At 69.3% G+C, this 24,596-nt stretch carries 15 protein-coding genes and 5 pseudogenes; 7 read left to right on the plus strand and 13 right to left on the minus strand.

Going from position 1 to position 24,596, the window contains the following annotated elements; translation table 11 throughout:
* The first annotated feature begins 6 nt into the window (after window positions 1–6).
* The 5 genes and pseudogenes from iolG to iolB all read left to right on the plus strand — a co-directional run bounded on the left by iolG (window position 7) and on the right by iolB (window position 5,873).
* Window positions 7–1,011, plus strand: a complete 1,005-nt coding sequence (gene iolG / locus RUTHE_RS03335) for an inositol 2-dehydrogenase (RefSeq protein ID WP_021096856.1) — start codon at window positions 7–9, stop codon at window positions 1,009–1,011.
* A 19-nt stretch (window positions 1,012–1,030) separates the two neighbouring features.
* Complete coding sequence (locus RUTHE_RS03340; RefSeq protein WP_021096857.1) at window positions 1,031–2,953, plus strand: bifunctional 5-dehydro-2-deoxygluconokinase/5-dehydro-2-deoxyphosphogluconate aldolase; 1,923 nt, start codon at window positions 1,031–1,033, stop codon at window positions 2,951–2,953.
* Window positions 2,950–4,776: a 3D-(3,5/4)-trihydroxycyclohexane-1,2-dione acylhydrolase (decyclizing) gene (gene iolD, locus RUTHE_RS03345; protein ID WP_021096858.1), complete on the plus strand. Its 1,827-nt coding sequence runs from the start codon at window positions 2,950–2,952 to the stop codon at window positions 4,774–4,776. The genes RUTHE_RS03340 and iolD overlap by 4 nt, the downstream gene beginning before the upstream one ends.
* A gap of 82 nt (window positions 4,777–4,858) precedes the next feature.
* Window positions 4,859–5,068 (plus strand): hypothetical protein, encoded by a 210-nt coding sequence (locus tag RUTHE_RS03350; RefSeq protein WP_021096859.1) that lies wholly within the window; start codon window positions 4,859–4,861, stop codon window positions 5,066–5,068.
* A pseudogene (gene iolB, locus RUTHE_RS03355) lies at window positions 5,065–5,873 on the plus strand (5-deoxy-glucuronate isomerase). The gene RUTHE_RS03350 and the pseudogene iolB overlap by 4 nt, the downstream one beginning before the upstream one ends.
* 150 nt (window positions 5,874–6,023) lie before the next feature.
* Here iolB and RUTHE_RS03360 read toward each other — a convergent pair.
* The 8 genes and pseudogenes from RUTHE_RS03360 to RUTHE_RS03395 all read right to left on the minus strand — a co-directional run bounded on the left by RUTHE_RS03360 (window position 6,024) and on the right by RUTHE_RS03395 (window position 17,945).
* Complete coding sequence (locus RUTHE_RS03360) at window positions 6,024–7,655, minus strand: alpha-D-glucose phosphate-specific phosphoglucomutase (protein WP_021096861.1); 1,632 nt, start codon at window positions 7,653–7,655, stop codon at window positions 6,024–6,026.
* Window positions 7,656–7,667: 12 nt separating this feature from the next.
* Window positions 7,668–9,755 carry a glycogen debranching protein GlgX gene (glgX, locus tag RUTHE_RS03365; RefSeq protein ID WP_021096862.1) on the minus strand — a complete coding sequence of 696 codons (2,088 nt, stop codon included), beginning with the start codon at window positions 9,753–9,755 and terminating at the stop codon, window positions 7,668–7,670.
* A pseudogene (gene glgA, locus RUTHE_RS16370) lies at window positions 9,752–11,180 on the minus strand (glycogen synthase GlgA). Before glgA ends, glgX begins: the two are co-directional and overlap by 4 nt.
* Window positions 11,177–12,451: a glucose-1-phosphate adenylyltransferase gene (gene glgC / locus RUTHE_RS03375; RefSeq protein ID WP_021096866.1), complete on the minus strand. Its 1,275-nt coding sequence runs from the start codon at window positions 12,449–12,451 to the stop codon at window positions 11,177–11,179. The pseudogene glgA and the gene glgC overlap by 4 nt, the downstream one beginning before the upstream one ends.
* Window positions 12,452–12,466: 15 nt before the next feature.
* A pseudogene (gene glgB / locus RUTHE_RS03380) lies at window positions 12,467–14,655 on the minus strand (1,4-alpha-glucan branching protein GlgB).
* Window positions 14,656–14,949: 294 nt separating this feature from the next.
* Entirely contained in the window at window positions 14,950–15,756 is an 807-nt protein-coding gene (locus RUTHE_RS03385) for an ATP-binding cassette domain-containing protein (RefSeq protein WP_021096868.1), read from the minus strand.
* The gene (locus RUTHE_RS03390; RefSeq protein WP_084465028.1) at window positions 15,756–16,724 is read right to left on the minus strand and encodes an ABC transporter permease; all 969 of its coding nucleotides are present in this window, start codon (window positions 16,722–16,724) and stop codon (window positions 15,756–15,758) included. The genes RUTHE_RS03385 and RUTHE_RS03390 overlap by 1 nt, the downstream gene beginning before the upstream one ends.
* 204 nt (window positions 16,725–16,928) lie before the next feature.
* Entirely contained in the window at window positions 16,929–17,945 is a 1,017-nt protein-coding gene (locus tag RUTHE_RS03395) for a sugar ABC transporter substrate-binding protein (RefSeq protein WP_021096870.1), read from the minus strand.
* Between the two features lie 155 nt (window positions 17,946–18,100).
* Between RUTHE_RS03395 and RUTHE_RS03400 the strand changes: the two genes are divergently transcribed.
* Complete coding sequence (locus RUTHE_RS03400; protein WP_021096871.1) at window positions 18,101–19,300, plus strand: ROK family transcriptional regulator; 1,200 nt, start codon at window positions 18,101–18,103, stop codon at window positions 19,298–19,300.
* An 18-nt stretch (window positions 19,301–19,318) separates the two neighbouring features.
* On the opposite strand, the gene RUTHE_RS03405 is transcribed toward RUTHE_RS03400, so the two are convergent.
* From RUTHE_RS03405 to glmU, 4 genes and pseudogenes are all read right to left on the minus strand, one after another.
* A complete protein-coding gene (locus RUTHE_RS03405; protein ID WP_021096872.1) occupies window positions 19,319–19,993 on the minus strand; it encodes a DNA alkylation repair protein in 675 nt (224 codons plus the stop codon).
* Entirely contained in the window at window positions 19,990–20,217 is a 228-nt protein-coding gene (locus RUTHE_RS03410; RefSeq protein WP_021096873.1) for an AbrB/MazE/SpoVT family DNA-binding domain-containing protein, read from the minus strand. The genes RUTHE_RS03405 and RUTHE_RS03410 overlap by 4 nt, the downstream gene beginning before the upstream one ends.
* 33 nt (window positions 20,218–20,250) lie before the next feature.
* A pseudogene (gene glmS / locus RUTHE_RS15890) lies at window positions 20,251–22,065 on the minus strand (glutamine--fructose-6-phosphate transaminase (isomerizing)).
* Between the two features lie 81 nt (window positions 22,066–22,146).
* Window positions 22,147–23,514, minus strand: a pseudogene (gene glmU / locus RUTHE_RS03415) (bifunctional UDP-N-acetylglucosamine diphosphorylase/glucosamine-1-phosphate N-acetyltransferase GlmU); the annotation flags it as partial.
* 107 nt (window positions 23,515–23,621) lie between these two features.
* Here glmU and RUTHE_RS03420 point away from each other — a divergent pair.
* A complete protein-coding gene (locus RUTHE_RS03420; RefSeq protein ID WP_021096875.1) occupies window positions 23,622–24,278 on the plus strand; it encodes an HAD-IA family hydrolase in 657 nt (218 codons plus the stop codon).
* Window position 24,279: 1 nt separating this feature from the next.
* On the opposite strand, the gene RUTHE_RS03425 is transcribed toward RUTHE_RS03420, so the two are convergent.
* Window positions 24,280–24,576, minus strand: coding sequence for an arginine transporter (locus RUTHE_RS03425; RefSeq protein WP_425413928.1), 297 nt, complete (start codon window positions 24,574–24,576; stop codon window positions 24,280–24,282).
* Between the last annotated feature and the right edge of the window lie 20 nt (window positions 24,577–24,596).

The following is a 24,596-nucleotide window of genomic DNA, read 5'->3' on the forward strand; positions in this document are numbered from 1 at the left end:
ACTGACATGACGCTACGTTTCGGCCTTCTTGGCGCAGGGCGCATCGGCAAGGTGCATGCCGGGGCCATCCGCAACGACAACAATGCGACCCTCGTCGCCGTGGCCGATGCCGTCCCCGCCGCGGCCGAGGCGATCGCGCGCGAGCATGGCTGCGACATCCGCAGCATCGAGACCATCGCCGACAGCCCCGACATCGACGCGGTGGTGATCTGCACCCCCACCGACACCCATGCCGACCTGATCGAGCTCTTCGCCCGCAAGGGCAAGGCCGTCTTCTGCGAAAAGCCCATCGACCTGTCCCTTCAGCGCGTGAAGGACTGTCTGAAGGTGGTGGAGGAGACGGGCGCCGTCCTGATGGTCGGCTTCAACCGCCGCTTCGACCCGGACTTCATGGCCGTCAAGGGCGCGATCGATCAGGGCACCATCGGCACGGTGGAGATGGTCACCATCGCCTCGCGCGATCCCGGCGCCCCGCCCATGGACTACATCCGCCGCTCGGGCGGGATCTTCCGCGACATGACGATCCACGACTTCGACATGGCCCGCTGGCTTCTGGGCGAGGAGCCGGAGACCGTCATGGCCCAGGCCAGCGTCCTGACCGATCCCGCCATCGGCGAGGCAGGGGACTATGACAGCGTCAATGTCATCCTGCGCACGGCTTCGGGGCGGCAGGCAATCATCACCAATTCGCGCCGCGCCACCTATGGCTATGACCAGCGCATCGAGGTGCTGGGATCGCGCGGCGCCGTCGCGGCCGAGAACCACCGCGAGGCGAATATCGAGATCGCCACCGCGCAGGGCTTTACCCGTCCGCCGCTGCTGAACTTCTTCATGACGCGCTATGTCGCGGCCTATGCGAACGAGATCGCGGCCTTCGTGCGCGCCGTGCGCGAGGGGGGGAGCACGCCCACCACCGGAGAGGACGGGCTGCGCGCGCTGGCCCTGGCCGATGCGGCGCTGAAATCCGTGCAGGAGGGCCGCGCCGTCCGCGTCTCCGAGATCCTCGCCTGACGACCCCCGGAGGAAGCCCATGACGACCCCCATGACCCACAAGCCGCTCGACGTCATCACCATCGGCCGCGCCTCGGTGGACCTCTATGGTGCGCAGGTCGGCGGACGGCTCGAGGACATGGGGAGCTTCCAGAAATATATCGGTGGCAGCCCGACCAACATGGCGGCCGGGACAGCCCGTCTCGGGCTGCGCTCCGCCCTTATCACCCGTGTGGGCGACGAACATATGGGCCGCTTCATCCGCGAGGAACTCGCCCGCGAAGGGGTGGATGTGCGCGGCGTGGTGACGGATCCGGCGCGGCTGACGGCCCTTGTCCTGCTCGGCATCCGCGACCGCGAGAGCTTTCCGCTCATCTTCTACCGCGAGAACTGCGCCGACATGGCCCTGTGCGAGGACGACATCGACCCGGCCCTCATCGCCGAGTCGCGCAGCGTCGTGGCCACCGGCACGCATCTGAGCCATCCCCGGACCGAAGCCGCCGTGCTCAAGGCCCTGCGGCTGGCGCGCGAAAACGGGGCCCGCACCGCCCTCGATATCGACTACCGCCCCAATCTCTGGGGCCTCGCCGGGCATGACGCGGGCGAAAGCCGCTACATCGAAAGCGCCGCCGTCACCGCCCGGCTTCAGGCGCATCTGCCGCTCTTCGATCTGATCGTCGGCACCGAGGAGGAATTCCACATCGCCGGCGGCACCACCGACACGCTCGCCGCGCTGCGGGCCGTCCGCGCCCTGACCCCTGCCGTGCTGGTCTGCAAGCGCGGCGCCCAGGGGGCGGTGGCCTTCACGGGCGATGTGGGCGGCTGGGAGGACGGTCAGACCGGCCCCGGCTTTCCCATCGAGGTGTTCAACGTGCTGGGCGCGGGCGACGGCTTCATGTCCGGCCTGCTCAAGGGCTGGCTCGATGGAGAGGACTGGCCCACCGCCCTGCGCTATGCCAATGCCTGCGGCGCCCTGGCCGTGAGCCGCCATGGCTGCACCCCCGCCTATCCCTCCTGGGAGGAGCTGCGCTTCTTCCTCGATCGCGGGATCCGCCGCCCGGATCTGCGCAACGATGCCGAGCTCGAGCAGATCCACTGGTCCACCAACCGGCATGGCCATTGGGATCCGGTGCGCATCTTCGCCTTCGACCACCGCAAGCAGATGGAGGAGATGGAGGGAGCCACGCCCGAACGCATCGGCGTCTTCAAGCGGCTCTGCCTCGAGGCGGCGCAACGGGTGGCCGCCGGGCAGCCCGGCTATGGCATCCTCTGCGACGGGCGGCTGGGGCGCGATGCCCTCTTCGCCGCGGCCGGCACGGGGCTGTGGATCGGCCGGCCCGTGGAATGGCCCGGCTCGCGCCCCCTGATGCTCGAGCCGGAGATCGGCCCCGATTACGGCGGCCTCGCCGAATGGCCGCTCAGCCACGTCGTCAAGGTGCTCTGCTTCTGCCATCCCGAGGATGACGCCAGGATGTGGGCCCAGCAGGAATCGACGCTGCTGCGGCTCTTCACCGCCGCCCGGCGCAACCGGCTCGAGCTGCTGCTCGAGGTGATCCCCTCGAAGGTCGGCCCGGTAGAGGACGACACCACCGCCCGCATCATCGACCGCATCTACGGCCTCGGCATCTGCCCGGACTGGTGGAAGCTCGAGCCCTTCCGATCGGACGCGGCCTGGGCCGCCGCCTGCGCGGCCATCGCCCGCCACGATCCCCATTGCCGGGGTATCGTCGTGCTCGGCCTCGAGGCCCCGCCCGAGGAACTGGAACAGAGCTTTGCCACCGCCGCGCGCCATCCTCTGGTGAAGGGCTTCGCCGTCGGGCGCACGATCTTTGCCGAGGCAGCGCGCGACTGGTTCGCCGGCCGTATCGGCGACGAGGAGGCCGTCTCGCGCATGACCGACCGCTTCCGCACCCTGTGCCAGGCCTGGGACCGCGCCCGCAACCCGAAGGATCACGCCGCATGACCACTCTCCGCCTCACTGCCGCCCAGGCCATGATCCGGTGGCTGGCCAACCAGATGGCCGAGGACGGCACCCCCTTCCTGTCCGGCTGCTGGGCGATCTTCGGCCATGGCAATGTGGCCGGGATCGGCGAGGCCCTGCACGCCTATCGCGATGTCTTTCCCACCTATCGCGGCCACAACGAACAGACGATGGCCCATGCCGCCATCGCCTATGCCAAGCAGCTCCGCCGCCGCCATGCGATGATGGTGACCTCCTCCATCGGCCCCGGCGCGACGAACATGGTCACGGCGGCCGCACTGGCCCATGTCAACCGCCTGCCGGTGCTGTTCGTCCCCGGCGATGTCTTCGCCGGCCGCGGCCCCGATCCCGTGCTCCAGCAGGTCGAGGCCTTCCACGACGGCACCATCAGCGCCAATGACTGCTTCCGCCCCGTCAGCCGCTATTACGATCGCATCGAGAGGCCCGAACAGCTTCTGACCGCGCTGCCGCGGGCCATGCGCACCCTGACCGATCCGGCCGATTGCGGGCCCGTGACGCTGGCCTTCTGCCAGGACGTGCAGGCCGAGGCGCATGACTGGCCCGCGGAGTTCTTCGCTCCGAAGGTCTGGCGCCGCCGCCGCCCCCGGCCCGATCCGGCCGAGCTCGAGGCCGTCGCCGCCCTGATCCGCCGTGCCGAAGCGCCGGTGATCGTCGCCGGGGGCGGGGTCCATTACGCCGATGCGACCGGCGCGCTGCGCGATTTCGTGATGGCCACCGGCATCCCGGTGGTGGAGACGCAGGCAGGCAAGTCCGCGCTTCCCTGGGATCATCCGCTGAATCTCGGCCCCGTGGGGGTGACGGGATCCTCCTGCGCCAATGCCGCCTGCGCGCAGGCCGATCTCGTGATCGGGGTGGGCACGCGCTTCCAGGATTTCACCACGGGGTCCTGGTCGCTCTTCTCCCGCCCCGGCCGCCGCCTCGTGAGCCTCAATGTCCAGGCCTATGATGCCATGAAGCACGGGGCCGAGCCGCTCTGCTGCGATGCGGCCGCCGGGCTCGAGGCGCTGCGCCACGCCCTGCAGGGTCATCGCGCGCGCTACACCTCCGAAGCGGCCAAGCGCGACTGGTTCGCCGCGGTGGACCCGCTGACCGCCGCCCCCGATCCCGATCACAACGCCCTGCCGACCGATCAGCAGGTGATCGGTGCGGTCCAGCGCGCGGCCGGGCCCGATACCGTCGTGATGTGCGCCGCCGGCACCATGCCGGGCGAGCTGCACAAGCTCTGGAAGGCGGGCCGCCCCGGCAGCTATCACATGGAATACGGCTATTCCTGCATGGGCTACGAGATCGCCGGCGCCCTGGGCATCCGGATGGCCGAACCGGAGGCCGATGTCATCTGCATGGTCGGCGACGGCAGCTACATGATGGCGAATTCCGAGCTGGCCACCGCCGCGATGATGGGCCTCTCCTTCACCGTCGTCATCACCGACAACCGCGGCTTCGGCTGCATCAACCGCCTGCAGATGGCGACCGGCGGGGCCGAGTTCAACAATCTCCTCCGCCATGCCAGGGGGGGAGAGAACTCGCGCATCGACTTTGCCGCCCATGCCGCCAGCATGGGGGCCGAGGCCGTCAAGGTGCGGACCATCGCCGAACTCGAACAGGCCCTGGCGGCGCGCCGCGGCAAGACCGTTCCCTATGTGATCGTCATCGACACCGATCCCTATCCCTCCACACCCCATGGCGGTCACTGGTGGGATGTGGCCGTGCCCGAGGTCAGCGAACGCCCCGAGGTGCGGGAGAAGCGCGAAGCCTACGAGGCCCGGCTCAAGACGCGCGTCTGACGACGCGCTGCGCTTCACGCTTGCGCGGCCCGCCCCTGTCCCGCAGAGGGGGGCGGGGCGACCGCAGACAGGGAGGACCGCCATGGGCCGTCTCTTCGATCTCGATCATCCCTTTTTCATCCCGCTCTGGCGGCGGGTGCTGATCGTCGCCGCCTGCCTGCTCTGGGCGCTGGTGGAGTTCCTGGGCGGCGCCCCCTTCTGGGGCGTGCTGTTCGGCGCCATCGGCCTCTATGCGGGTTGGCACTTCTTCTTCAACTTCCATCCCCGCCCGCCGGGAGACCCCAAGCCATGAGTCGCCTCCTCCTGCGTCCGGCCGCCGCCCGCGGCCATGTCCATGCCGTCACGCCCGAACGCGCGGGCTGGACCTATGTCGGCTTCGATCTGTGGCAGCTTGTGCCCGGCGATCGGGCAGAGGCGGCGCTTCCGCCGGGGCGCGAGGGGATCCTGGTCATCGTGGAAGGCAAGGCCCGCATCCGCGCCGCGGGCGAGGCGATGGCGAGATGGGCGAGCGCATGGACGTGTTCGAACGCACGCCCCCCCATGCCCTCTACCTTCCACCCGGCACCCCGTGGGAGGCCGAGGCGACAACCCCCCTGACGCTCGCCCTCTGCAGCGCCCCTTCGCCCGGCGGCCGGCCCGTGCAGCGCCTCGGACCGGAGGGGATCGAGCTCACACCGCGGGGCAGGGGGACCAACACCCGCTACATCAACAATATCGCCATGGAAGGGCGCGATGTGGCCGACAGCCTCCTGGTGACGGAGGTCTTCACCCCCGCCGGCCACTGGTCGAGCTATCCCCCCCATCGCCATGACGAGGACGACTTTCCCCGCATCACCTATCTGGAGGAGACCTACTGGTTTCGTCTGAACCCCCGCGCCGGCTGGGGAATCCAGCGCGTCTATACCGAGGATGGCAGCCTCGACGAGACGATGGCCGTCCGCGATGGCGATGTGACGCTGGTGCCGCGCGGGCATCATCCCTGCGGCGCGCCCTATGGCTATGACATGTATTACCTGAATGTCATGGCCGGGCCCCTGCGCAGATGGCGCTTCCAGGGCGATCCGGAGCATGACTGGCTGGTGGAGCGGGACCGCTAGGGGGGGGAGCGGGACCGCCAGGGGGGCGCCTGTTCCCCCTCCGGCCCTGCATGGGCCCTGCATGGGCGAGCCTCCCCGGGGGGATGGGGGGATCCGCCGCGGGACCGGGCTCAGCGATCCCGCCCTGGATCCGCCCCGCTCAGGTCCTGCTCAAGTCACCACATCCGGCCCCGCGCGCCCCGTCAGGCGCCTGAGGCCGGACAGCGCCTCGGCCGCCCGCGCCACCGGGGCCAGCATCTCGGCCGCGTCGCGGTCCAGACGGGCCGGGTCGGTCTCCACGGCCTCGAGATAGAGCCGGATCGTCGCTCCCTCGGTTCCCGTGCCCGAAAGGCGGAACACCGCCCGCGCGCCCCCCTCGAACAGGATCCGCAGCCCCTGCCGCTCCGATCGCGAGCCGTCCACGGGATCGTCATAGGCGAACTCGTCCGCGGCCGCGACGCGCAGGCCTTCGACCTCGCGCCCCGGCAGATCGGGCAGGGCGCTGCGCAGGCCGTCCATCACCGCCTCGGCCCTTTCCGTCTCCACCGCCTCATAGTCATGGCGCGAATAGTAGTTGCGCCCGAAGCGCCGCCAGTGCTCCGTCATCAGCTCCCGCACCGAGGCGCCTGTCTCGGCCAGGATGTTGAGCCACATCAGCACGGCCCAGAGCCCGTCCTTCTCGCGCACATGATCCGATCCGGTGCCGAAGGATTCTTCGCCGCACAGCGTCACCCGCCCGGCATCGAGCAGATTGCCGAAGAATTTCCACCCCGTCGGCGTCTCGTAGCAGGGCAGGCCCATGGCCTGGGCCACGCGGTCCACGGCGGCCGAAGTGGGCATCGAACGCGCCACCCCCTTCAGCCCGTCGCGGTAGCCGGGCGCGCGATGGGCCTGCGCGGCGATCAGCGCCAGCGAATCGGAGGGCGAGACATAGATCCCGCGCCCGAGGATCATGTTGCGGTCTCCGTCCCCGTCCGAGGCGGCGCCGAAATCGGGCGCGTCGTCGCCCATCATCCGGTCATAAAGCTCGCGCGCCCAGGTGGGATTCGGGTCCGGATGCCCGCCGCCGAAATCGGGCAGGGGGGTGCCGTTCCGCACCGTCCCTTCGGCGGCGCCCAGCCGCCGTTCGAGGATCTCCACGGCATAGGGGCCTGTCACGGCATGCATGGCGTCATAGATCATGGTGAAGCCGCCGGCGAACAGGCGACGGATCGCGCCGAAATCGAACAGACGCTCCATCAGCGCCGCGTAATCCGCGACCGGATCGACCACCTCGACCGTCATCTCGCCCAGCCGCGCGGTGCCCGGCGCTGACAGGTCCAGGTCCTGCGCCTCGAGGATGCGGTATTCGCGGATGACCTGTGTCGCCTGATGGATGCGGTCGGTTACGGCCTCGGGGGCCGGTCCGCCATTGGGTGTATTGTATTTCAGGCCGAAATCCTCGTCCGGCCCGCCAGGGTTGTGGCTGGCCGACAGGATCAGCCCCCCGTCGGTGCCGCGCGACCGGATCAGGTGCGAGGCGGCGGGTGTGGACAGGATCGCGTTCTGCCCCACGATCACCTTTGCCGCCCCGTTGGCGGCGGCCATGCGCAGGATCACCTGCACCGCGCGGTCGTTGAAGTAGCGCCCGTCGCCGCCCAGCACGAGCGTCCGGCCTGCCACGCCCCCGATTCCGTCGAAGATGCTCTGGACATAGTTCTCGAGGTAATGGGGGCCCATGAAGACGCGGGTCTTCTTGCGCAGCCCGCTGGTGCCCGGCTTCTGGCCGGGGATGGGCGTCGTGGCAATGACCTGGCTCTGCATGCGAATCCTCCCTCAGTCCCGGTCCTCGAGCACCATCACGACGACCGATTCCCCCTCCACCGCGAGGGTTTGCCCCTCCACCGCGAAGGGTGCGGCGCCAGGGCGAGCCGTATCCACATGCCGCACCCAGCGCTGGCCTTCGGGCGGATCCGGCAGGACGACCGTCTGTGGCCCACCCGCATTGAACACGGCAAAGACCGCATATTCCAGCGTTGCATAGGGGGGTGTGCCTTCGGCGGTGCGCATCTCGACCGCCAGCAGCCTGTTGTCGGGATTGTTCCAGTCGGCCTCGCTCATGGGGGTGCCGTCGGCACGGCGCCAGAACAGATCCTCCTTGCCGTCGACCGCGCGCGAACGGGCGTGCAGGAACCGCTTCTGCCGCAGGATCGGGTGCCGCCGGCGGAAGGCGATGATCTCGCGGCAGAAGCCGAGGAAGGCCGTATCCGGCCGCTCCCAGTCCACCCAGCCCAGCGGGTTGTCCTGGCAATAGGCGTTGTTGTTGCCCTGCTGGCTATTGCCGATCTCATCCCCGGCGAGGATCATCGGCGTCCCCTGGGACAGCATCAGCGTCGCCATGAGGTTGCGTCGCCGACGCGCCCGGGCCTCGCGGATCGCGGGATCCGTGCTCGGCCCTTCCACGCCCAGATTGTCGCTGAAATTCTCGCCATGGCCGTCGTGATTGGCCTCGCCATTGGCTTCGTTGTGCTTCTCGCGGAAGGACACGAGGTCCATCAGCGTGAAGCCGTCATGCGCCGTCACGAAATTGACCGAGGAGGTCGCCGGCCGGCCGTCATGATCGAACTTGAGCGCCGAGCCGGAGATCCGCATGGCCAGCTTGCGCGTCATGTCCGCATCGCCCCGCCAGTAGCGGCGGACCTGATCGCGGAACTTGTCGTTCCATTCGAGGAAGGGCCAGGGAAAGGCGCCGAGCTGATACCCCCCCGGCCCCACATCCCAGGGTTCGGCGATCAGCTTGACGCGATTGAGCACCGGATCCTGCCGGATGGCATGGATCAGCGGATGGTTGCGGTCGAACCCGGTTGCCCGGCGGCCCAGCGTCGTGGCCAGGTCGAACCGGAACCCGTCCACATGCATCTCCGTCACCCAGTAGCGCAGGGAATCCATCACCATGCGCAGGACGAAGGGATGTTCGGTGTTGAGGCTGTTGCCCGTGCCCGTGTCGTCGATGTGATAGCGCGGGCTTTCGGCCAGACGGTAGTAGCAGGCGTTGTCGAGGCCGCGGAAGCTCAGCGTCGGCCCCATGTGGTTGCCTTCGCAGGTATGGTTGTAGACCACATCGAGGATCACCTCGATCCCGGCGGCGTGGAAACGTTTCACCATCGCCTTGAAGGCCCGCACCGCCTCCGGGCCGCCATAGCGTGGCTCCGGGGCGAAATAGCCCAGGGTCATGTAGCCCCAGTAGTTGCGCAGCCCCCGTTCCACCAGAAAGCGGTCGTCCACGAAGGCATGGACGGGCAGCAGCTCGATGGCGGTGATGCCGAGCCCTGTCAGATGCTCGAGGATCGGGTCCGAGGCGAGCCCGGCGAATGTCCCGCGCAGGGGGATGTCGCGCCGTCCCATGGTCAGGCCACGGACATGGGCCTCGTAGATCACCGTATCGGTGAGGGGCCGGCGCGGGGGGCGGTCATCCTCCCAGTCGAAGGCGGGATCGATCACGACGCCCTTCGGCATGAACCGGGCCGAATTGCGGGTGTCGAAGGTCAGGTCGCCATGGCGCGCCCGGGTGTCATAGCCGAACAGCGCATCGTCCCATTCGAGCTGCCCGGCCAACTGGCGCGCATAGGGATCGAGCAGGAGCTTGTGCGGATTGAAGCGGTGCCCCTCGTCGGGGCGATAGGGGCCATGGGCGCGATAGCCGTAGCGCGTCCCGGGGCCGAGGCCGGGGACATAGCCGTGCCAGACATGCCCTGTCCGTTCGGGCAGGGGGATGCGCTCCTCCTGCCCGGTTTCGTCGAACAGGCACAGCTCGATCCGCGTCGCATTCTGCGAGAAGACGGCGAAATTGACCCCGCCTCCGTCCCAGGTCGCGCCAAGGGGGTCGGGCTCTCCCGCCTCGATGCTGCCGTGTCTGAGGGTCATCGGATCCGGGCCACATCCCTGTAGAGGCGGGCATAGGCCCCGGCCGACGGCCCCCATCCCACCGGCTGGGCCATGGCATTGGCCTGCATCCGCGCCCATGTCGCGCGATCAGACCACAGGGCGCAGAGCCGCGCCAGCGCGCCGCGCAGGGCATCCGCCGTGACGGGATGAAACTGCACGCCCGTGGCAACCCCCATCGCAAGGGCGGCGGGCGAAGCATTGATGACCGTATCGGCCAGCCCCCCCGTCAGCGCGACAAGGGGGATCGTGCCATAGCGCAGCCCGTAAAGCTGGGTGAGGCCGCAGGGCTCGAATCGCGACGGCACGAGGATCGCATCCCCCCCGGCGATCAGACGGTGCGACAAGGCTTCGTCATAGCCGATCCGGACCGCCACCCGCCCGTCGCCCGCCACCCGCAGAAAGGCCTCTTCCATCCATCCCTCGCCCGAACCCAGCAGCGCAAGCTGCCCCCCCGGTCGAGCAGCGCGGGCAATGCCTCGATCAGCAGGTCGAGGCCCTTCTGCTCGGTCAGGCGCGAGACGACAACGCAGAGCGGCCCTTCGGCCTCCGGCGCAAGCCCCAGCTCTGCGCGCAGGGCGGCCTTGTTGGCGTCCTTGCCGGCGGGGGTGTCATAGGGGCGGATGGCGGGGTCGGTGGCGGGGTTCCACGCGGCCTCATCGATCCCGTTCAGGATTCCGCTCAGGACGGCCCGCCGCTCGCGCAGGATCCCGTCGAAGCCCATCCCGAATTCGGGGCGCATCAGTTCCTCGGCATAGGTCGGCGACACGGTGGTCAGCCGGTCCGCCGCCATCAGACCGGCCTTCAGGGTCGAGATCTGCCCCCAGTATTCATAGCCCCCCGGATGGAACCGCCAGGGATCGAGCCGGAGCGAGCCGATCCGCGTCGGCGGCGCCAGGCCCGGAAAGGCGATATTGTGCACCGTCATGACCGTTCCCACCGCCACCCCGGCCGAACGGAGATATTCCGGGGCCAGCCCCCCCTGCCAGTCATGGCAGTGGAGCACATCCGGCTTCCATCCGGCCACGCCCTCTTCGGCGATCCGCCGTGCCATCCAGCACAGACCGGCAAAGCGCTCCGGGTTGTCGCCCCAGTCGCGCCTGTCCGGGCCGAGATAGATCGAACCCGGCCGGTCGTAGAGATGGGGGGCCTCGATCACGAGAAGCGACAGACCCCCCGCCGTGGCGCGATCAGGTTGGCATGGCCCCCGAACAGGTTCCATTCCTCCATCACCGTGCCGTGGCGGGCGATGGCCCGCATCACCGCCGGATAGCCCGGCAGCAGGACCCGCATGTCCACTCCCTCGGGGGCGAGGGCCGCGGGCAGGGCACCCACGACATCGGCCAGCCCCCCGGTCTTGACCAGGGGGGCGCATTCGCTCGCCACCGAAAGGACGCGCAGGCTCATGACAGGGCCGCCGCCCGCCGGTCGAGCATGTCCTGGGTGATCAGCGTCACACCCTTCTCGCTGACGCGGAACCACTTCGCGTCTTCCTCGGGATCCTCGCCCACGATCAGCCCCTCGGGAATCGTGACACCGCGGTCGATGACCACGCGGCGCAGCCGCGCATGCCGGGCCACCGTCACATAGGGCAGAACCACGGCATGATCGAGCACCGCATAGGAATTGGTGTGCACCTGCGTGAAGAGCAGCGAATTGCGCACCTCGGTGCCCGAGATGATGCACCCGCCCGAGACCATCGAGGACACGGCGCTGCCCCGCCGGCCATCCTCGTCATGGATGAACTTCGCCGGGGGGGTCATCTCGGCATAGGTCCAGATGGGCCAGTCGCGGTCCCACAGATTGAGGTCGGGGATGAAGTTGGTCAGGTCGATATTCGCCTGCCAGAAGGCATCCACCGTCCCCACATCCTTCCAGTAGGCCGGCGCCCCCGGATCGCGCACGCAGGAGATGTCGAAGCGATGCGCCCGCGCCTTGCCCGCCGCGACGATGCGGGGGATCAGGTCGTTGCCGAAATCATGCGAGGAGCTCGCATCCTCGGCATCCTTCAGCAGCAGCTCGCGCAGATAGGGCCAGGCGAAGACATAGATCCCCATGGAGGCCAGGGCCTTGTCCGGGTCCTCGGGCGTGCCGGGGGGGTTCTTCGGCTTCTCGAGGAAGTCGGTGATGCGCCCCTCGGCGTCCACCGCCATCACGCCGAAGGCCGAGGCCTCCTCGCGCGGGACCGTGAGACAGCCGATGGTGACATCCGCCCCGCTGTCGCAATGCTCGCGGATCATCACCTCGTAGTCCATCTTGTAGATGTGATCGCCGGCGAGGATGATGATGTAATCGACCTCGTAGCTGTCGATGATGTCGATGTTCTGCGTGACGGCATCGGCGGTGCCGCGATACCAGTTCTCCTCGCCCATGCGCTGGCTGGCCGGCATGATGTCGAGGAATTCGCCCCGTTCGGCGCGCAGCACGTTGTTCCAGCCGCGCTGGATGTGCCGGATGAGGCTGTGGGCCTTGTACTGGGTGGCGACGCCGATCTTGCGGATGCCGCTGTTGAGGGCGTTCGACAGGGCAAAGTCGATGATCCGGGCCTTGCCCCCGAAATAGACGGCAGGCTTCACGCGCTTGTCGGTCAGCTCGCGCAGGCGGCTGCCGCGTCCTCCGGCCAGGACAAAGGCCATGGTCCTCTGCGTCAGGCGACGGTTCTGTGGCGTCGTCGTCATCGGGCTCCTCCCCTGTCAGACCTCGTGCCGGAAGATCAGCGTGGACAGCGGGGGCAGGGTCATCTCTGCCGACCGGGGCTGCCCCATCCACGACACCTCCTCTGCGATGACGCCGCCCTGATTGCCCCGGTTCCCTCCGCCATAGATCGCGGCATCGGTGTTCAGCACCTCGGCCCAGCGGCCGGGCCGCGGCAGGCCGACGCGCATCCGCCGTTCCACCGGCGTCATGTTGCAGGCTACGACGCAAGGCGCGTCATGGTCGAGGCCGAAGCGGGCCCAGACGAAGACGGAATTGTCCGCATCCCCCCCCTCGATCCACTGGAATCCTTCGGGTTCGCAGTCGCGGACATGCAGGGCGGGGGTGGCGCGGTAGAGCGTGTTGAGATCGCGCACCAGGCGCTGGATGCCGCGGTGTTCCGGCCCATGCGCGGGGGCGTCCCAGTCGATCTGGCCGCGATGGTTCCATTCGGCGCGCTGGCCGAACTCGCAGCCCATGAACAGCAGCTTCTTGCCCGGATGGCCCCACATGAATCCGTAATAGGCGCGCAGATTGGCGCATTTCTCCCACCAGGATCCGGGCATCTTGGCGATCATGCTGCCCTTGCCGTGGACGACCTCGTCATGGCTGATCGGCAGGATGAAATTCTCGCTGAAGGCATAGTGCAACCCGAAGGTCATCAGGTTGTGATGCCATTTGCGATGGACGGGATCGTGCTGCATGTAGCGCAGCGTGTCGTTCATCCATCCCATGTTCCACTTGTAGCCGAAGCCGAGGCCCCCTGCATCCACCGGCCGCGAGACGCCGGGAAAGGAGGTGCTCTCCTCGGCGACGGTCATGATGCCGGGATGGCGGGCATAGGCCAGGGTGTTCATCCGCTGGAGGAAGTCGATCGCCTCAAGGTTCTCGCGCCCGCCATGGATGTTGGGGATCCATTCCCCCTCCCGCCGGGAATAGTCGCGGTAGAGCATCGAGGCCACGGCATCCACGCGCAGCCCGTCGAGATGGTATTCCTCGAGCCAGTAGAGCGCGTTGGCGATCAGGAAATTCGCCACCTCCCGCCGGCCATAGTTGTAGATCAGGGTGTTCCAGTCCTGATGGAATCCCTCGCGCGGGTCCTCGTGCTCATAGAGGGCGGTGCCGTCGAAACGGGCGAGGCCATGGGCATCGGTGGGGAAATGCCCCGGCACCCAGTCGAGCAGAACCCCCATCCCCGCCCGATGCGCGGCATTGATCAGATCGCGCAATTCGTGCGGCGTGCCGAAGCGGATCGTGGGGGCATAGAGGCCGACCGGCTGATAACCCCAGGAGCCGTCGAAGGGATATTCCGAAAGCGGCATGAACTCCAGATGGGTGAAGCCCATGTCGCGGACATAGGCGATCAGGTCCTCCGCGGCCTCGCGGTAGGACAGCGGCCGCCCCCCCTGATCCCAGAGCCGCTTCCAGGATCCCAGATGGACCTCGTAGATGGCGATGGGGGCATCGCGCCGCTGGCGGGCGGCGCGTTCGGCCATCCAGTCGCCGTCCGTCCAGCCGTAACCCCGGATGTCGCGGATGACGCTGGCGGTTTCGGGGGGATGCTGGGCGCCGAAGCCGACCGGATCGGCCTTGAGCGGCAGAAGCTGCCCATGGGGGCCGATGATCTCGTACTTGTAGAGGGCGCCTTCGAGGGCATGGGGGATGAAGATCTCCCACACGCCGGTGCTGCCGCGTCGCCGCATGACATGCCGCCGGCCGTCCCAGGCGTTGAAGTCGCCCACCACCGAGACGCGCCGCGCATTCGGGGCCCAGACGGCGAAATGCGTGCCCTCCACCCCGTCGAGGACAAGGCGATGCGCGCCCAGCGCCTCCCACAGGCGCTGATGCGTGCCCTCACCCAGCAGATATTCGTCGAAATCCGTCAGGACGGGGCCGAAACGATAGGCGTCCTCATGCTCCCACTGGCCGCCATGGCCGCGCCCGCGCAGCCGGTAGGGCCGGCCCGGCGGGATCGTGCCGGCGAAGAGCGGCCCTTCGAGACGGGGCAGGGGATGTTCCTGCCCGTCCACCACGGCGGCCATCTCCTCGGCGCCGGGGTCGATGGCGACAACCCAGATCGCGCCCCCCTTTCATGCGGGCCCAGCACCGCAAAGGGATCGTCATGGGTTCCGGCGATCAGACGCCGGATGTCGGAGCGATCGATCGGCGGGACGGCGCTGGCTGTCATGTCTGGCGCTTTCATGAGGCGATCATAGGGGTTGCCCGATGGACGGCAAGACGGACCGCATCCGGCGGCGCCAGGGCAGAGGGCCGTCTTCCTGCCGTCTCCGCCCGTCCGTCTCCGCGCGCCGCCGCGAAGGCCCCCGCGACCGGCCCCCGCGACCGCCCCCGCGACCGCCCCCGCGACCGGCCCCCGCGACCGGCCACTGCGTCCTGACCGGACGCGCATCGCCCGCCGCATCGCCTGCACGCCGGGCCCATCGCCCATCGCCGGTCCCATCGCCGGGCGCGCTCTCCGGCCTCAGGCGGCCTTCATCTCCTCCGGGACCTTGGCCCCGGTCATGTAGGCCACCGCGTCCGACATCGTGTGCGCCTTCGGATCGATGACGCAGAGCCGCCGGCCGAGCCGATGGACATGGATGCGGTCGGCCACCTCGAAGACATGCGGCATGTTGTGCGAGATCAGGATGATCGGGATGCCGCGGGCCTTGACGTCCAGGATCAGCTCGAGAACGCGGCGCGATTCCTTGACCCCGAGCGCCGCCGTCGGTTCGTCGAGGATGATGACCTTGGATCCGAAGGCCGCCGCGCGGGCGACGGCCACGCCCTGCCGCTGGCCGCCCGACAGGGTCTCGACCGCCTGGTTGATGTTCTGGATCGTCATCAGGCCCAGCTCGCTCAGCTTTTCGCGGGCGAAGGCTTCCATGCGCGGCCGGTCGAGCTGCCGGAACAGGCGCCCCATGAGGCCCGGCTTGCGCAGCTCGCGCCCCATGAACATGTTGTCGGCGATCGACAGGGCAGGGGACATGGCCAGCGTCTGATAGACCGTCTCGATGCCGGCCTCGCGCGCCTCGGTGGGGTTGCGGAAATGGACCGGCCGGCCCTCCAGCCGGATCTCTCCCTCGTCGGGGATCACCGCGCCAGAGATCGCCTTGATCAGCGTCGACTTGCCCGCGCCGTTGTCCCCGATCACGGCGAGGATCTCGCCGGGATAGAGGTCAAAGTCGCAGCGGTCGAGAGCGACCACCTTGCCATAGCGCTTGGTCAGGCCGCGCGCGGTCAGGATCGGTTCGCGGGACGAGGAAGGGGACTGCATGTCGAGAGGCATCAGGACGCCACCTTTCTGATCCACTGGTCCACAAGGACCGCCACGATGATGAGCACGCCGATGAAGAAGTAGGTCCATTGCGGATCCGTCCCCATCATCCGCAGGCCGAGCGAGACGACGCCCACGATCAGCGCCCCGAACAGTGCGCCGAGGATCGATCCCCGCCCGCCGAAGAGCGAGATGCCCCCGATCACCACGGCGGTGATCGACTGGATGTTTGCCTCCTGCCCGGAGGTCGGCGAGACCGATCCGATCCGTCCGATCAGCGCCCAGCCGGCAAAGGCGCAGATCAGCCCCGACAGCGTATAGACGGAAATCAGCACCCGCTTCGTGTTCACGCCCGAAAGCTGGGCCGCATCGGGATCGTCCCCCACGGCATAGACATGCCGCCCCCAGGCCGTGTGCCGCAGCGCATAGGCCAGACCCAGCACAAGGATCAGCATGAACACCACGCCATAGGTGAAGGTCGCCCCGCCGAGCCGGAAGCTCTGCCCGAAGAACTGCAGGATGGGGGCTTGGGCCTCGATGTCCTGCGCGCGGATCGTCTCATTGCGCGAGAACAGGAAATTGGTCGCCAGGAACACCTGCCAGGTGCCCAGCGTGACGATGAAGGGCGGCAGCTTCATGTAGGCCACCAGCAGGCCGTTGATCAGCCCGCAGCCCAGCCCCACCAGCAGCCCGCACAGCACCGCCAGTTCCGGCGGCAGGCCATAGCGGAAGGTGAACTGCCCCATCACCACCGAGGACAGCACCATGATCGCCCCCACCGACAGGTCGATGCCTGCGGTCAGGATGACCAGCGTCTGCGCAGCGGCGACGATGCCGACGATCTGCACCTGCTGAAGGACAAGCGACTGCGATCCGGCAGAGAAGAACCGCCCCCCCACCAGCAGCGCGAACAACGCGATCGCCGCCAGCAGCACGATCAGCGGCACGAGCGAGGGCGTGACATGCAGCGCATGCTGCATGCGGCGCAGCAGCGTCGGCTTCTCATGGAACTCGGCCACCGACTTCGTCCCGGCGCACCTTCACGACGGCTTCGAAATTGTCTGTCTGGCTCATGGGCCTCCTCCCTGCGCAAGCCCGGATGCGCCGGGACGGACCGCGCGGCCCGTCCCGGCAGGATCACTCCGGGGTCCGGGGACCCCGCCGATCAAGCCTCGCCTGCCGGCTCAGCCCCAGCAGAGCTCGAGGCCCTCCTCGACCGAGATCGACTCCACCCCCTCGACGGGCTCGGCCGCGATCAGACGAACGCCGGTGTCGAAGAAGTCCTTGCCGGGCGTGTTCTCGGGCAGGGTGCCGTCGGCGGCATAGCGGGCGATCGCCTCGATCCCCAGACGGGCCATGTCGAGCGGATACTGCTGCGAGGTGGCCGCGATCACGCCATCGGCGACGTTCTGCACGCCGGGGCAGCCGCCATCGACCGACAGGATCATCACGTCATCCTCGCGGCCGACGGCCCGCAGCGCCTCGTATGCGCCGGCGGCAGAGGGCTCGTTGATCGTGTAGACGACATTGATGTCGGGATCGCGGGCCAGCAGGTTCTCCATCGCCCGGCGGCCGCCCTCCTCGTTGCCGTCGGTCACGTCATGGCCGACGATGCGCGGGTCGTCCTCATCGCCGATGACATTGGGATCCTTCACGTCGATCCCGAAGCCGGTCATGAAGCCCTGGTCGCGCAGCACATCCACCGTGGGCTGGCTCACATTGAGGTCGAGGAAGGCGATCTTCGCATTGGCCGCCTCCTCGCCCAGCCGTGCCGCGGCATACTGGCCGATCAGGCGCCCGGCCTCGAAATTGTCGGTGGCAAAGGTGCTGTGGGCCGCGTCGATCGGGTTGAGCGGCGTGTCGAGCGCGATCACCAGGATCCCCGCATCCCGCGCCTGCTGGACCGAAGAGACGATGGCCGAGGAATCCGACGGCACCAGCAGGATCCCGTCCACGCCATTGGCGATGCAGGTCTCGATGGCCTGCACCTGGCTTTCATGGTCGCCGTCGATCTGGCCGGCATAGTTGTAGAGGGTGATGCCCGCCGCATCGGCCGCGGCCTGGGCGCCCTCGCGCATCTTGACGAAGAAGGGGTTGGTCTCGGTCTTGGTGATCAGGCAGGCCGAGATGCCGTCCTGCGCGCTGGCCGCGCCGGCCACGGCGATGAGCGCCAGGGCAGACCCGGCAAGAAGCGTCTTCATGATGATCCTCCCACATGCTGCGCGGCCCTGCCGGGCCGCTGCCGCCCCGATTCCGGGGACGCGCCGATTACAGCCCCATTCCGCGGGGGCGTCAATAAATAAATCATCTTGACTTATAAAAATCCCGGTTTCCTAATCCCGGCAGGGAGGACATCATGACCAGGGCCGCAGTGCGCAGCCTCAGCCAGGGGGCGACCCAGCAGGGCGTGCGGGATCACAATGCCCGGCTCATCCTGTCCACGCTGCAGCGGCACGGGCCGCTGCCGGGCAGCGATCTGGCCCGCATCGCGGGTCTCTCGCCCCAGACCGTCTCGGTCATCCTGCGCAGCCTCGAGGCGGACGGTCTCGTGACACGCGGACAGCCGCAGCGCGGCCGCGTGGGCAAGCCGGCGATTCCCGTCGCCCTGGCCCCGGACGGGGTGTTTGCCTTCGGGCTCAAGCTCGGACGGCGCAGCGCCGATCTCGTGCTGGCCGATCTCACCGGCGCCCTGCGGGGGGCGCTGCGCAGCACCTATCGCTGGCCGGAACCGCAGGCCCTCCTCGGTTTCCTGCGCGACGGGATGGAGCGCCTTACAGCCTCCTTCGACGAGGTCCTGCGGGCGCGCATCGCCGGAATCGGCATCGCCATGCCCTATGAGCTCTGGAAATGGCACGAGGTGCTGGGCGCGCCGCCGCATTCCCTCGCCGCATGGGAGGGGCTGGATCTTGCCGCGGCGATCGGGCGCTTCTCGGATCTGCCGGTCTTCGTCCAGAATGACGGCACCGCGGCCGCAAGGGCCGAACATGTCTTCGGGCGCGGGCGGGAATTCCGCGATTTCGCCTATCTCTTCGTCGGCTCCTTCATCGGCGGGGGGGTGGTCCTCAACCATTCGGTCTACGAAGGCGCCTTCGGCAATGCCGGCGCCTTCGGCTCGCTGCCGGCCCGGCGTTCCGACGGCGCCGAGGCCCAGCTCATCGACACGGCCTCGCTGCATCTGCTCGAATCGGCGCTGGCGGCCGAGGGCTTTCCCACCGCCCGCCTCTGGGCCGAGCCGCAGGACTGGACGGGCTTTCCCCCCGCCCTCGACGACTGGATCGCCGCCACCGGGGCCCAGCTCGCGCGGGCCGCCGTCACCGCCTGCGCGGTGGTCGATTTCGAAGCCGTCCTGATCGACGGGGCCTTTCCGCCTGCCATCCGCAGCCGCCTCGTCGCCGCGGCCCGGGCGGCTCTCGAGGGGCTGGACCGGCGCGGCCTCTCTCCCATCCGGCTCGAGGAAGGGCGCGTGGGCGCCAATGCTCGCGCGCTGGGTGCGGCGACCGCGCCGGTTTTCGCGCGCTACCTGCTCAACACCCATGCCCTGCTGACGACCGGCTAGGATCAACAGCCGGCCGGATCAGGACCGGGGCCGCCCCGCCGGGGGGCGGGGCGTCGGCGGCTCTCCGCGATCGGCCCGCCAGGCGCGCACCCGCTCCGGATCATGCCGCGACAGGATCCGCAGCCATTCCGCCACTGCCCGGCGGACAACCGGCTCGGCGTCGGTGGCCAGCCTGGCGCACCAGCCCAGGATCCTTTCGCGCGCTGCGATGTCGGCGGGCTTGGGATGCCGTCCCTTCGTCCAGGGCAGGGTGAAGGTCAGCGCCGCCCGCCGTGTCCAGGGATGGGCCGATCCCACCCATCCTTCCACCGCCTCGAGCCGCCGCGGATCGGCGACCAGGCGGCGCGATCCGGCCTGCGCGGCATGATCGGCGATGGCCGCCTCGTCGAACTGCGGCACCCATGAGGCGACCAGCCGCCAGACCGCCTCGTCATCGGGGCGGATGCGCGCCTGCGTCAGCAGCCTGGCCGCCGCGATCCGGGCCTCGTGCACATTGCTGTCCCACAGGCCGGCGGCCAGGGCGATCCGCCCGGCCAGATCCGTCTGCGCCCGCCAAAGACCGGCCAGCTCTGCGATCTGCGGCCCCGCCACGCCCAGATAGCGCCGCGGCGCCCGGTGCCGGGCGGCCATCGCCGCGGCCCGTGCCGCATCGCCCCGCGCCTCCAGCGCGGCCAGAGCCTCCTGCGGGGTCACGTCGCGCCGGCCAGCCGCCGCGTCTTGATCGCGAACCACGGCGTCTTGTCGGGCTGGATCGTGTTCGCGACGATGATGGCCTCGACCTCGTCGAACTCGACGAGATTCAGCTCCTCGGCCTGCGCCTTGGGGATGTAGACCTGCTGGTCATTGTCCTGCCGCACCGCAAAGGCCGGGCCGTTGTCCAGGCTTTCGATCACGTAGCAGACCACCTTCTGCGCCACGGCGACCCTCTTGTGCCAGATGCAGGGCTGCTCCTACTCCACCGTCACGCTCTTGGCGAGATTGCGCGGCTGGTCCACATCGGTGCCCTTGGCCACCGCCGTGTGATAGGCCAGAAGCTGTGCCGGCACCGCATAGAGGATCGGCGCCCAGAGCGGGGCGATCTCCGGCATCACCAGCGTCTCCCACACGCCCTCGCCGGCCTCCTGCGCGCCGGCCCGGTCGGTCACGAGAAGGACCCGCCCCCCGCGCGCCATCACCTCCTGCATGTTGGAGACGGATTTCTCGAACAGCTCGTCGCGCGGGGCCAGGACGATCACCGGCACCAGAGGATCGACCAGCGCGATCGGCCCGTGCTTCAGCTCGCCCGAGGCATGGCCCTCGGCATGGATATAGCTGATCTCCTTGAGCTTCAGCGCCCCCTCGAGGGCCAGCGGATACATTCGCCCGCGCCCCCAGGAACAGGATGTCGCGCGCCTCGGCCAGATGGGCGGCGATGCGCCCCGCCGGCCCCGAGATGTCCAGCGCCCGGTTGACGAGGCCCGGCAGCATCTGCAGCGCCGCCAGCGCCTCCGCATGGGCGGCGGGGGGCATCGTCCCGCGATCCGCGGCCGCCCGCAGCGCCAGAAGCCCCAGAACCGCAAGCTGACAGGTAAAGGCCTTGGTCGAGGCGACGCCGATCTCCCGCCCTGCCAGGATCGGCAGCACCATGTCCGCCTCCCGGGCGATGGAGGATTCGGCCACATTGACCACCGCCACCGTCCGCGCCGCCCGCCCCCGGCAGTAGCGCAGCGCTGCCAGCGTGTCGGCCGTCTCGCCCGACTGGCTGACGAACAGCGCCAGCGTCCGCGGTGGCAGGGGCGCTCGCGATAGCGGAACTCGGAGGCGACATCGACCTCCGCCGGCAGGCGCGCGACCTGCTCGAACCAGTATCGCGCGACCTGACAGGCATAGGCGGCCGTGCCGCAGGCGACCATCGTCACCCGGTCATAGTCGCGGAAATCGAGGCCCTCCGGCAGCCGCACCCCCCCCTCGCCGAGATAATGCGACAGCACGTCCTGCAGCCGCCCCGGCTGCTCGGCGATCTCCTTGGCCATGAAATGCCGGTGCCCGGCCTTGTCCACCTGCACGGCATCCAGCGCGATGCGCCGGATCGGGCGGCTGACCGGCCGTCCTGCGGCGTCGCGGATCTCGGCCCCGGCGCGGGTGATGACGGCGCGATCGCCGTCCTCCAGATAGGTGATGCGGTCCGTCAGCGGCGCCAGGGCCAGGGCATCCGATCCGACGAACATCTCTCCCTCCCCATGGCCGATGGCCAGCGGAGAGCCCTTGCGCGCCACGATCAGCAGATCCTCCTCGCCCTCGAACAGGAAGGCCAGGGCATAGGCCCCGGTGACCCGCTCGAGCGTGCGGTCCACCGCCTCGGCCGGACTGGCGCCCCGGGCGAGGAAATGGTCGCACAGCACGGCGACCATCTCGCTGTCGGTCTCGCTCTCGGTGGCCAGGCCCTGCGTGGCGGCCCAGGCGCGCAGCTCGCGGAAATTCTCGATGATGCCGTTGTGGACGACGCAGACGCGCCCGGCCCGGTGGGGGTGGGCATTGGCCTCCACCGGCCCGCCATGGGTGGCCCAGCGCGTATGGCCGATGCCGCTGCGCCCCGGCAGAGGGGCATGGACCAGCAGATCGGAAAGGTTGACGAGCTTGCCCACGGCGCGCCGCCGGTCGAGCCGCCCCTCATGCACCGTGGCCACGCCGGCACTGTCATAGCCGCGATATTCCAGCCGCCTCAGCGCTTCGACCAGAAGCGGCGCCACCTCGTGCCGGCCGAGGATTCCCACGATTCCGCACATCAGCCCGCCTCTCCCGTCGTCGTTCCCCGTCCCCGTTCCCGTCCCCGTTCCCGTCCCCGTTCCCGTTCCCGTTCCTGTTCCGGGCGGCGCCTTCGTCCTTGCGGCCTTCGCGGCCCGCAGCCGCTCCATCAGCCGCGCCCCGAGGCCCGGCTTGACCACCTGCCGCGCCCGGCCCAGCGCAAGGGCCCCGGCCGGCACATCCTCGGTGATGACAGAGCCGGATGCGGTCACCGCCCCGTCGCCCAGCCGGACCGGCGCCACCAGCATCGTGTCCGATCCGATGAAGGCCTCCCGTCCGATCACCGTGCGGTGCTTGGACACCCCGTCGTAATTGCAGGTGATGGTGCCGGCGCCGATATTGGTCCGCTCGCCCACCTCGGCATCGCCGACATAGCTCAGATGGTTGACCTTGACGCCCTCGTGCAGGACGGCGGCCTTCACCTCCACGAAATTGCCCACATGCACGGCCTCGGCCAGTTCCGCGCCGGGCCGCAGCCGGGCAAAGGGGCCGACGATCGCGCCGCGGCTGACATGGCACCCCTCCAGATGGCTGAAGGCGCGGATGCGGGCGCCGGATTCCACCGTCACGCCGGGTCCGAAGACGACATGGGATTCGATCACCGCATCGCGCCCCACAACCGTGTCATAGGCAAAGACGACCGTCTCGGGCAGGGGCATCGACACCCCGTCCTCGAGGGCCTGCGCCCGCATCCGCGCCTGCAGCGCCGCCTCTGCGGCTCGCAGTTCGGCGCGCGAGTTCACGCCCAGCGTCTCGGCCTCCTCGCAGCGCACGACGGTGGCGCGCAGCCCCCGCCCCCGCGCCAGGGCCACGACATCCGTCAGATAGTATTCCCCGGCGGCATTGGCCCGGTCCACCTCGCGCAGGAGGGCGAAGAGAAAGGCCCCCTCGGCCAGCAGGACGCCGGAATTGCACAGGCGGATGGCACGCGTGGCCGCATCGGCGTCCTTCCACTCGACGATCCCGAGAAGCCCGTCCCCCTCATCGGTCACGAGGCGTCCATAGCGCGCCTGCGGATCGGCCGTCTCGAAGCCCAGCACCACGATGTCGGCGCGGGCACGCGCCTGCTGCATCGCCTCGATCGTTTCGGGCCGGACGAAGGGCGTATCGCCATAGAGAACCAGGACATCGCCCCCATGATCCGCCAGCGCGGCCGCGGCCTGCTGCACGGCATGCGCGGTGCCGAGCTGCTCGGCCTGGCGCACGCAGACCGCATCGGGGTCGAAGGCACGGGCCGCGGCCTCGACAGCCTCGGCCCCCACGCCGGTGACGACGACGACACGCTCGGGCCCGATCGCCGCCGCCGTGCGCATGGCATGATGCAGCAAGGGGGCCCCACCCAGCTCGTGAAGCACCTTGGGCCGGTCGGACTCCATCCGCGTGCCCGCCCCGGCGGCAAGGATCACCACCGCGATGCCTGTTCCCTCCATGGTCCGTTCCTGCCTGTTGCCTCGCCTCCTCACTAGGGGGTCGCGCCTGCGCCGCCAAGGGCAGGGGGGTTCACTTCGCCTTTCGCTTCGTTACAGCCTGAGCCCCCATGCGAACGGTCATCTTCGATCTCGACGGCACGCTGGCCGATACCGCGGGGGATCTGCTCGCGGCGGCCAATGCCTGCTTCCGCGATCTCGGGCTGGGCGATCTGCTCGGCCCGGCGGATGCGCCGGTGGCGCTGCGCGGGGGCGGGCCATGCTGGCGCTCGGGCTTCTCGCGCGTGGGGGGGCATGATGCCGGCGAGATCGACCGCCAGTATCCCCGCCTGCTGCAGGCCTATGAGGCGGCCATCTGCGAGAGCACCCGCCTCTATCCCGGCGCGGCCGAGGCCGTGGAGCATCTGCGCGCCGCCGGCTGGCGCACGGGGATCTGCACCAACAAGCCCGAGCGGCTTTCCGCCCTCCTGCTGGAGAGGCTCGGCTGCCGGCATCTCTTCGACAGCCTGGTCGGCGCCGACACGCTGCCGGTGCGCAAGCCCGATCCGCGCCCCCTGCACGAGGCGATCCGCCGGGCGGGGGGGCAGACGGGGCGGGCCTGCCTTGTGGGGGACAGCGGGACGGACCGCGACACGGCCCGCGCCGCCGGGGTGCCCTGCCTGCTCGTGACCTTTGCCGATCCCGCAGGGATGGTTGCGCTGGCCCCCGAAGGCTTGCTCGACCGCTATGAGGATCTGCCCCGCGCGGTGGCGGCGCTGGTCCCCTGATCTAGCCGCAGATCGCCGCGGCCCGGTCGGCAAAGGCGCGATAGCGCTGCCAGAAGCGCTCGTCGCCGGGCCGGTCCGACTGACGGACCTCCTGCGCGCGCTGCGGATTGCGGAAGAACTGGGCGGCGCGGCGCTGCTCGGCGCTGGTCAGGGTCTGATTGGCGACCTGCTGCACACAGGAACAGAGGGCGGGCGTGGCGGCGGGCCGGTCGCTGTTCAGGCAGGCCTGGCCGATCACCCCCGGCACGCGGCCGGCACAGCCGCCCAGGACCAGAAGCGCCGCAAGGGCGCCCATCAGCCCCCGCCGCGTCGCCGCCC

The sequence above is a fragment of the Rubellimicrobium thermophilum DSM 16684 genome (assembly GCF_000442315.1).
Taxonomy (GTDB): Bacteria; Pseudomonadota; Alphaproteobacteria; order Rhodobacterales; family Rhodobacteraceae; genus Rubellimicrobium; species Rubellimicrobium thermophilum.

Excerpts from the sequence above, each read along its gene's own strand:
- RUTHE_RS03350 (WP_021096859.1), top strand. The coding sequence starts at position 4,859 with ATGGGCCGTCTCTTCGATCTCGATCATCCCTTTTTCATCCCGCTCTGG.
- RUTHE_RS03360 (WP_021096861.1), bottom strand. The coding sequence starts at position 7,655 with ATGCAGAGCCAGGTCATTGCCACGACGCCCATCCCCGGCCAGAAGCCG.
- glgC (WP_021096866.1), bottom strand. The coding sequence starts at position 12,451 with ATGACGACGACGCCACAGAACCGTCGCCTGACGCAGAGGACCATGGCC.
- RUTHE_RS03340 (WP_021096857.1), top strand. The coding sequence starts at position 1,031 with ATGACGACCCCCATGACCCACAAGCCGCTCGACGTCATCACCATCGGC.
- RUTHE_RS03420 (WP_021096875.1), top strand. The coding sequence starts at position 23,622 with ATGCGAACGGTCATCTTCGATCTCGACGGCACGCTGGCCGATACCGCG.
- RUTHE_RS03390 (WP_084465028.1), bottom strand. The coding sequence starts at position 16,724 with ATGCAGCATGCGCTGCATGTCACGCCCTCGCTCGTGCCGCTGATCGTG.
- iolG (WP_021096856.1), top strand. The coding sequence starts at position 7 with ATGACGCTACGTTTCGGCCTTCTTGGCGCAGGGCGCATCGGCAAGGTG.
- glgX (WP_021096862.1), bottom strand. The coding sequence starts at position 9,755 with ATGACCCTCAGACACGGCAGCATCGAGGCGGGAGAGCCCGACCCCCTT.
- RUTHE_RS03400 (WP_021096871.1), top strand. The coding sequence starts at position 18,101 with ATGACCAGGGCCGCAGTGCGCAGCCTCAGCCAGGGGGCGACCCAGCAG.
- RUTHE_RS03395 (WP_021096870.1), bottom strand. The coding sequence starts at position 17,945 with ATGAAGACGCTTCTTGCCGGGTCTGCCCTGGCGCTCATCGCCGTGGCC.
- RUTHE_RS03385 (WP_021096868.1), bottom strand. The coding sequence starts at position 15,756 with ATGCCTCTCGACATGCAGTCCCCTTCCTCGTCCCGCGAACCGATCCTG.
- iolD (WP_021096858.1), top strand. The coding sequence starts at position 2,950 with ATGACCACTCTCCGCCTCACTGCCGCCCAGGCCATGATCCGGTGGCTG.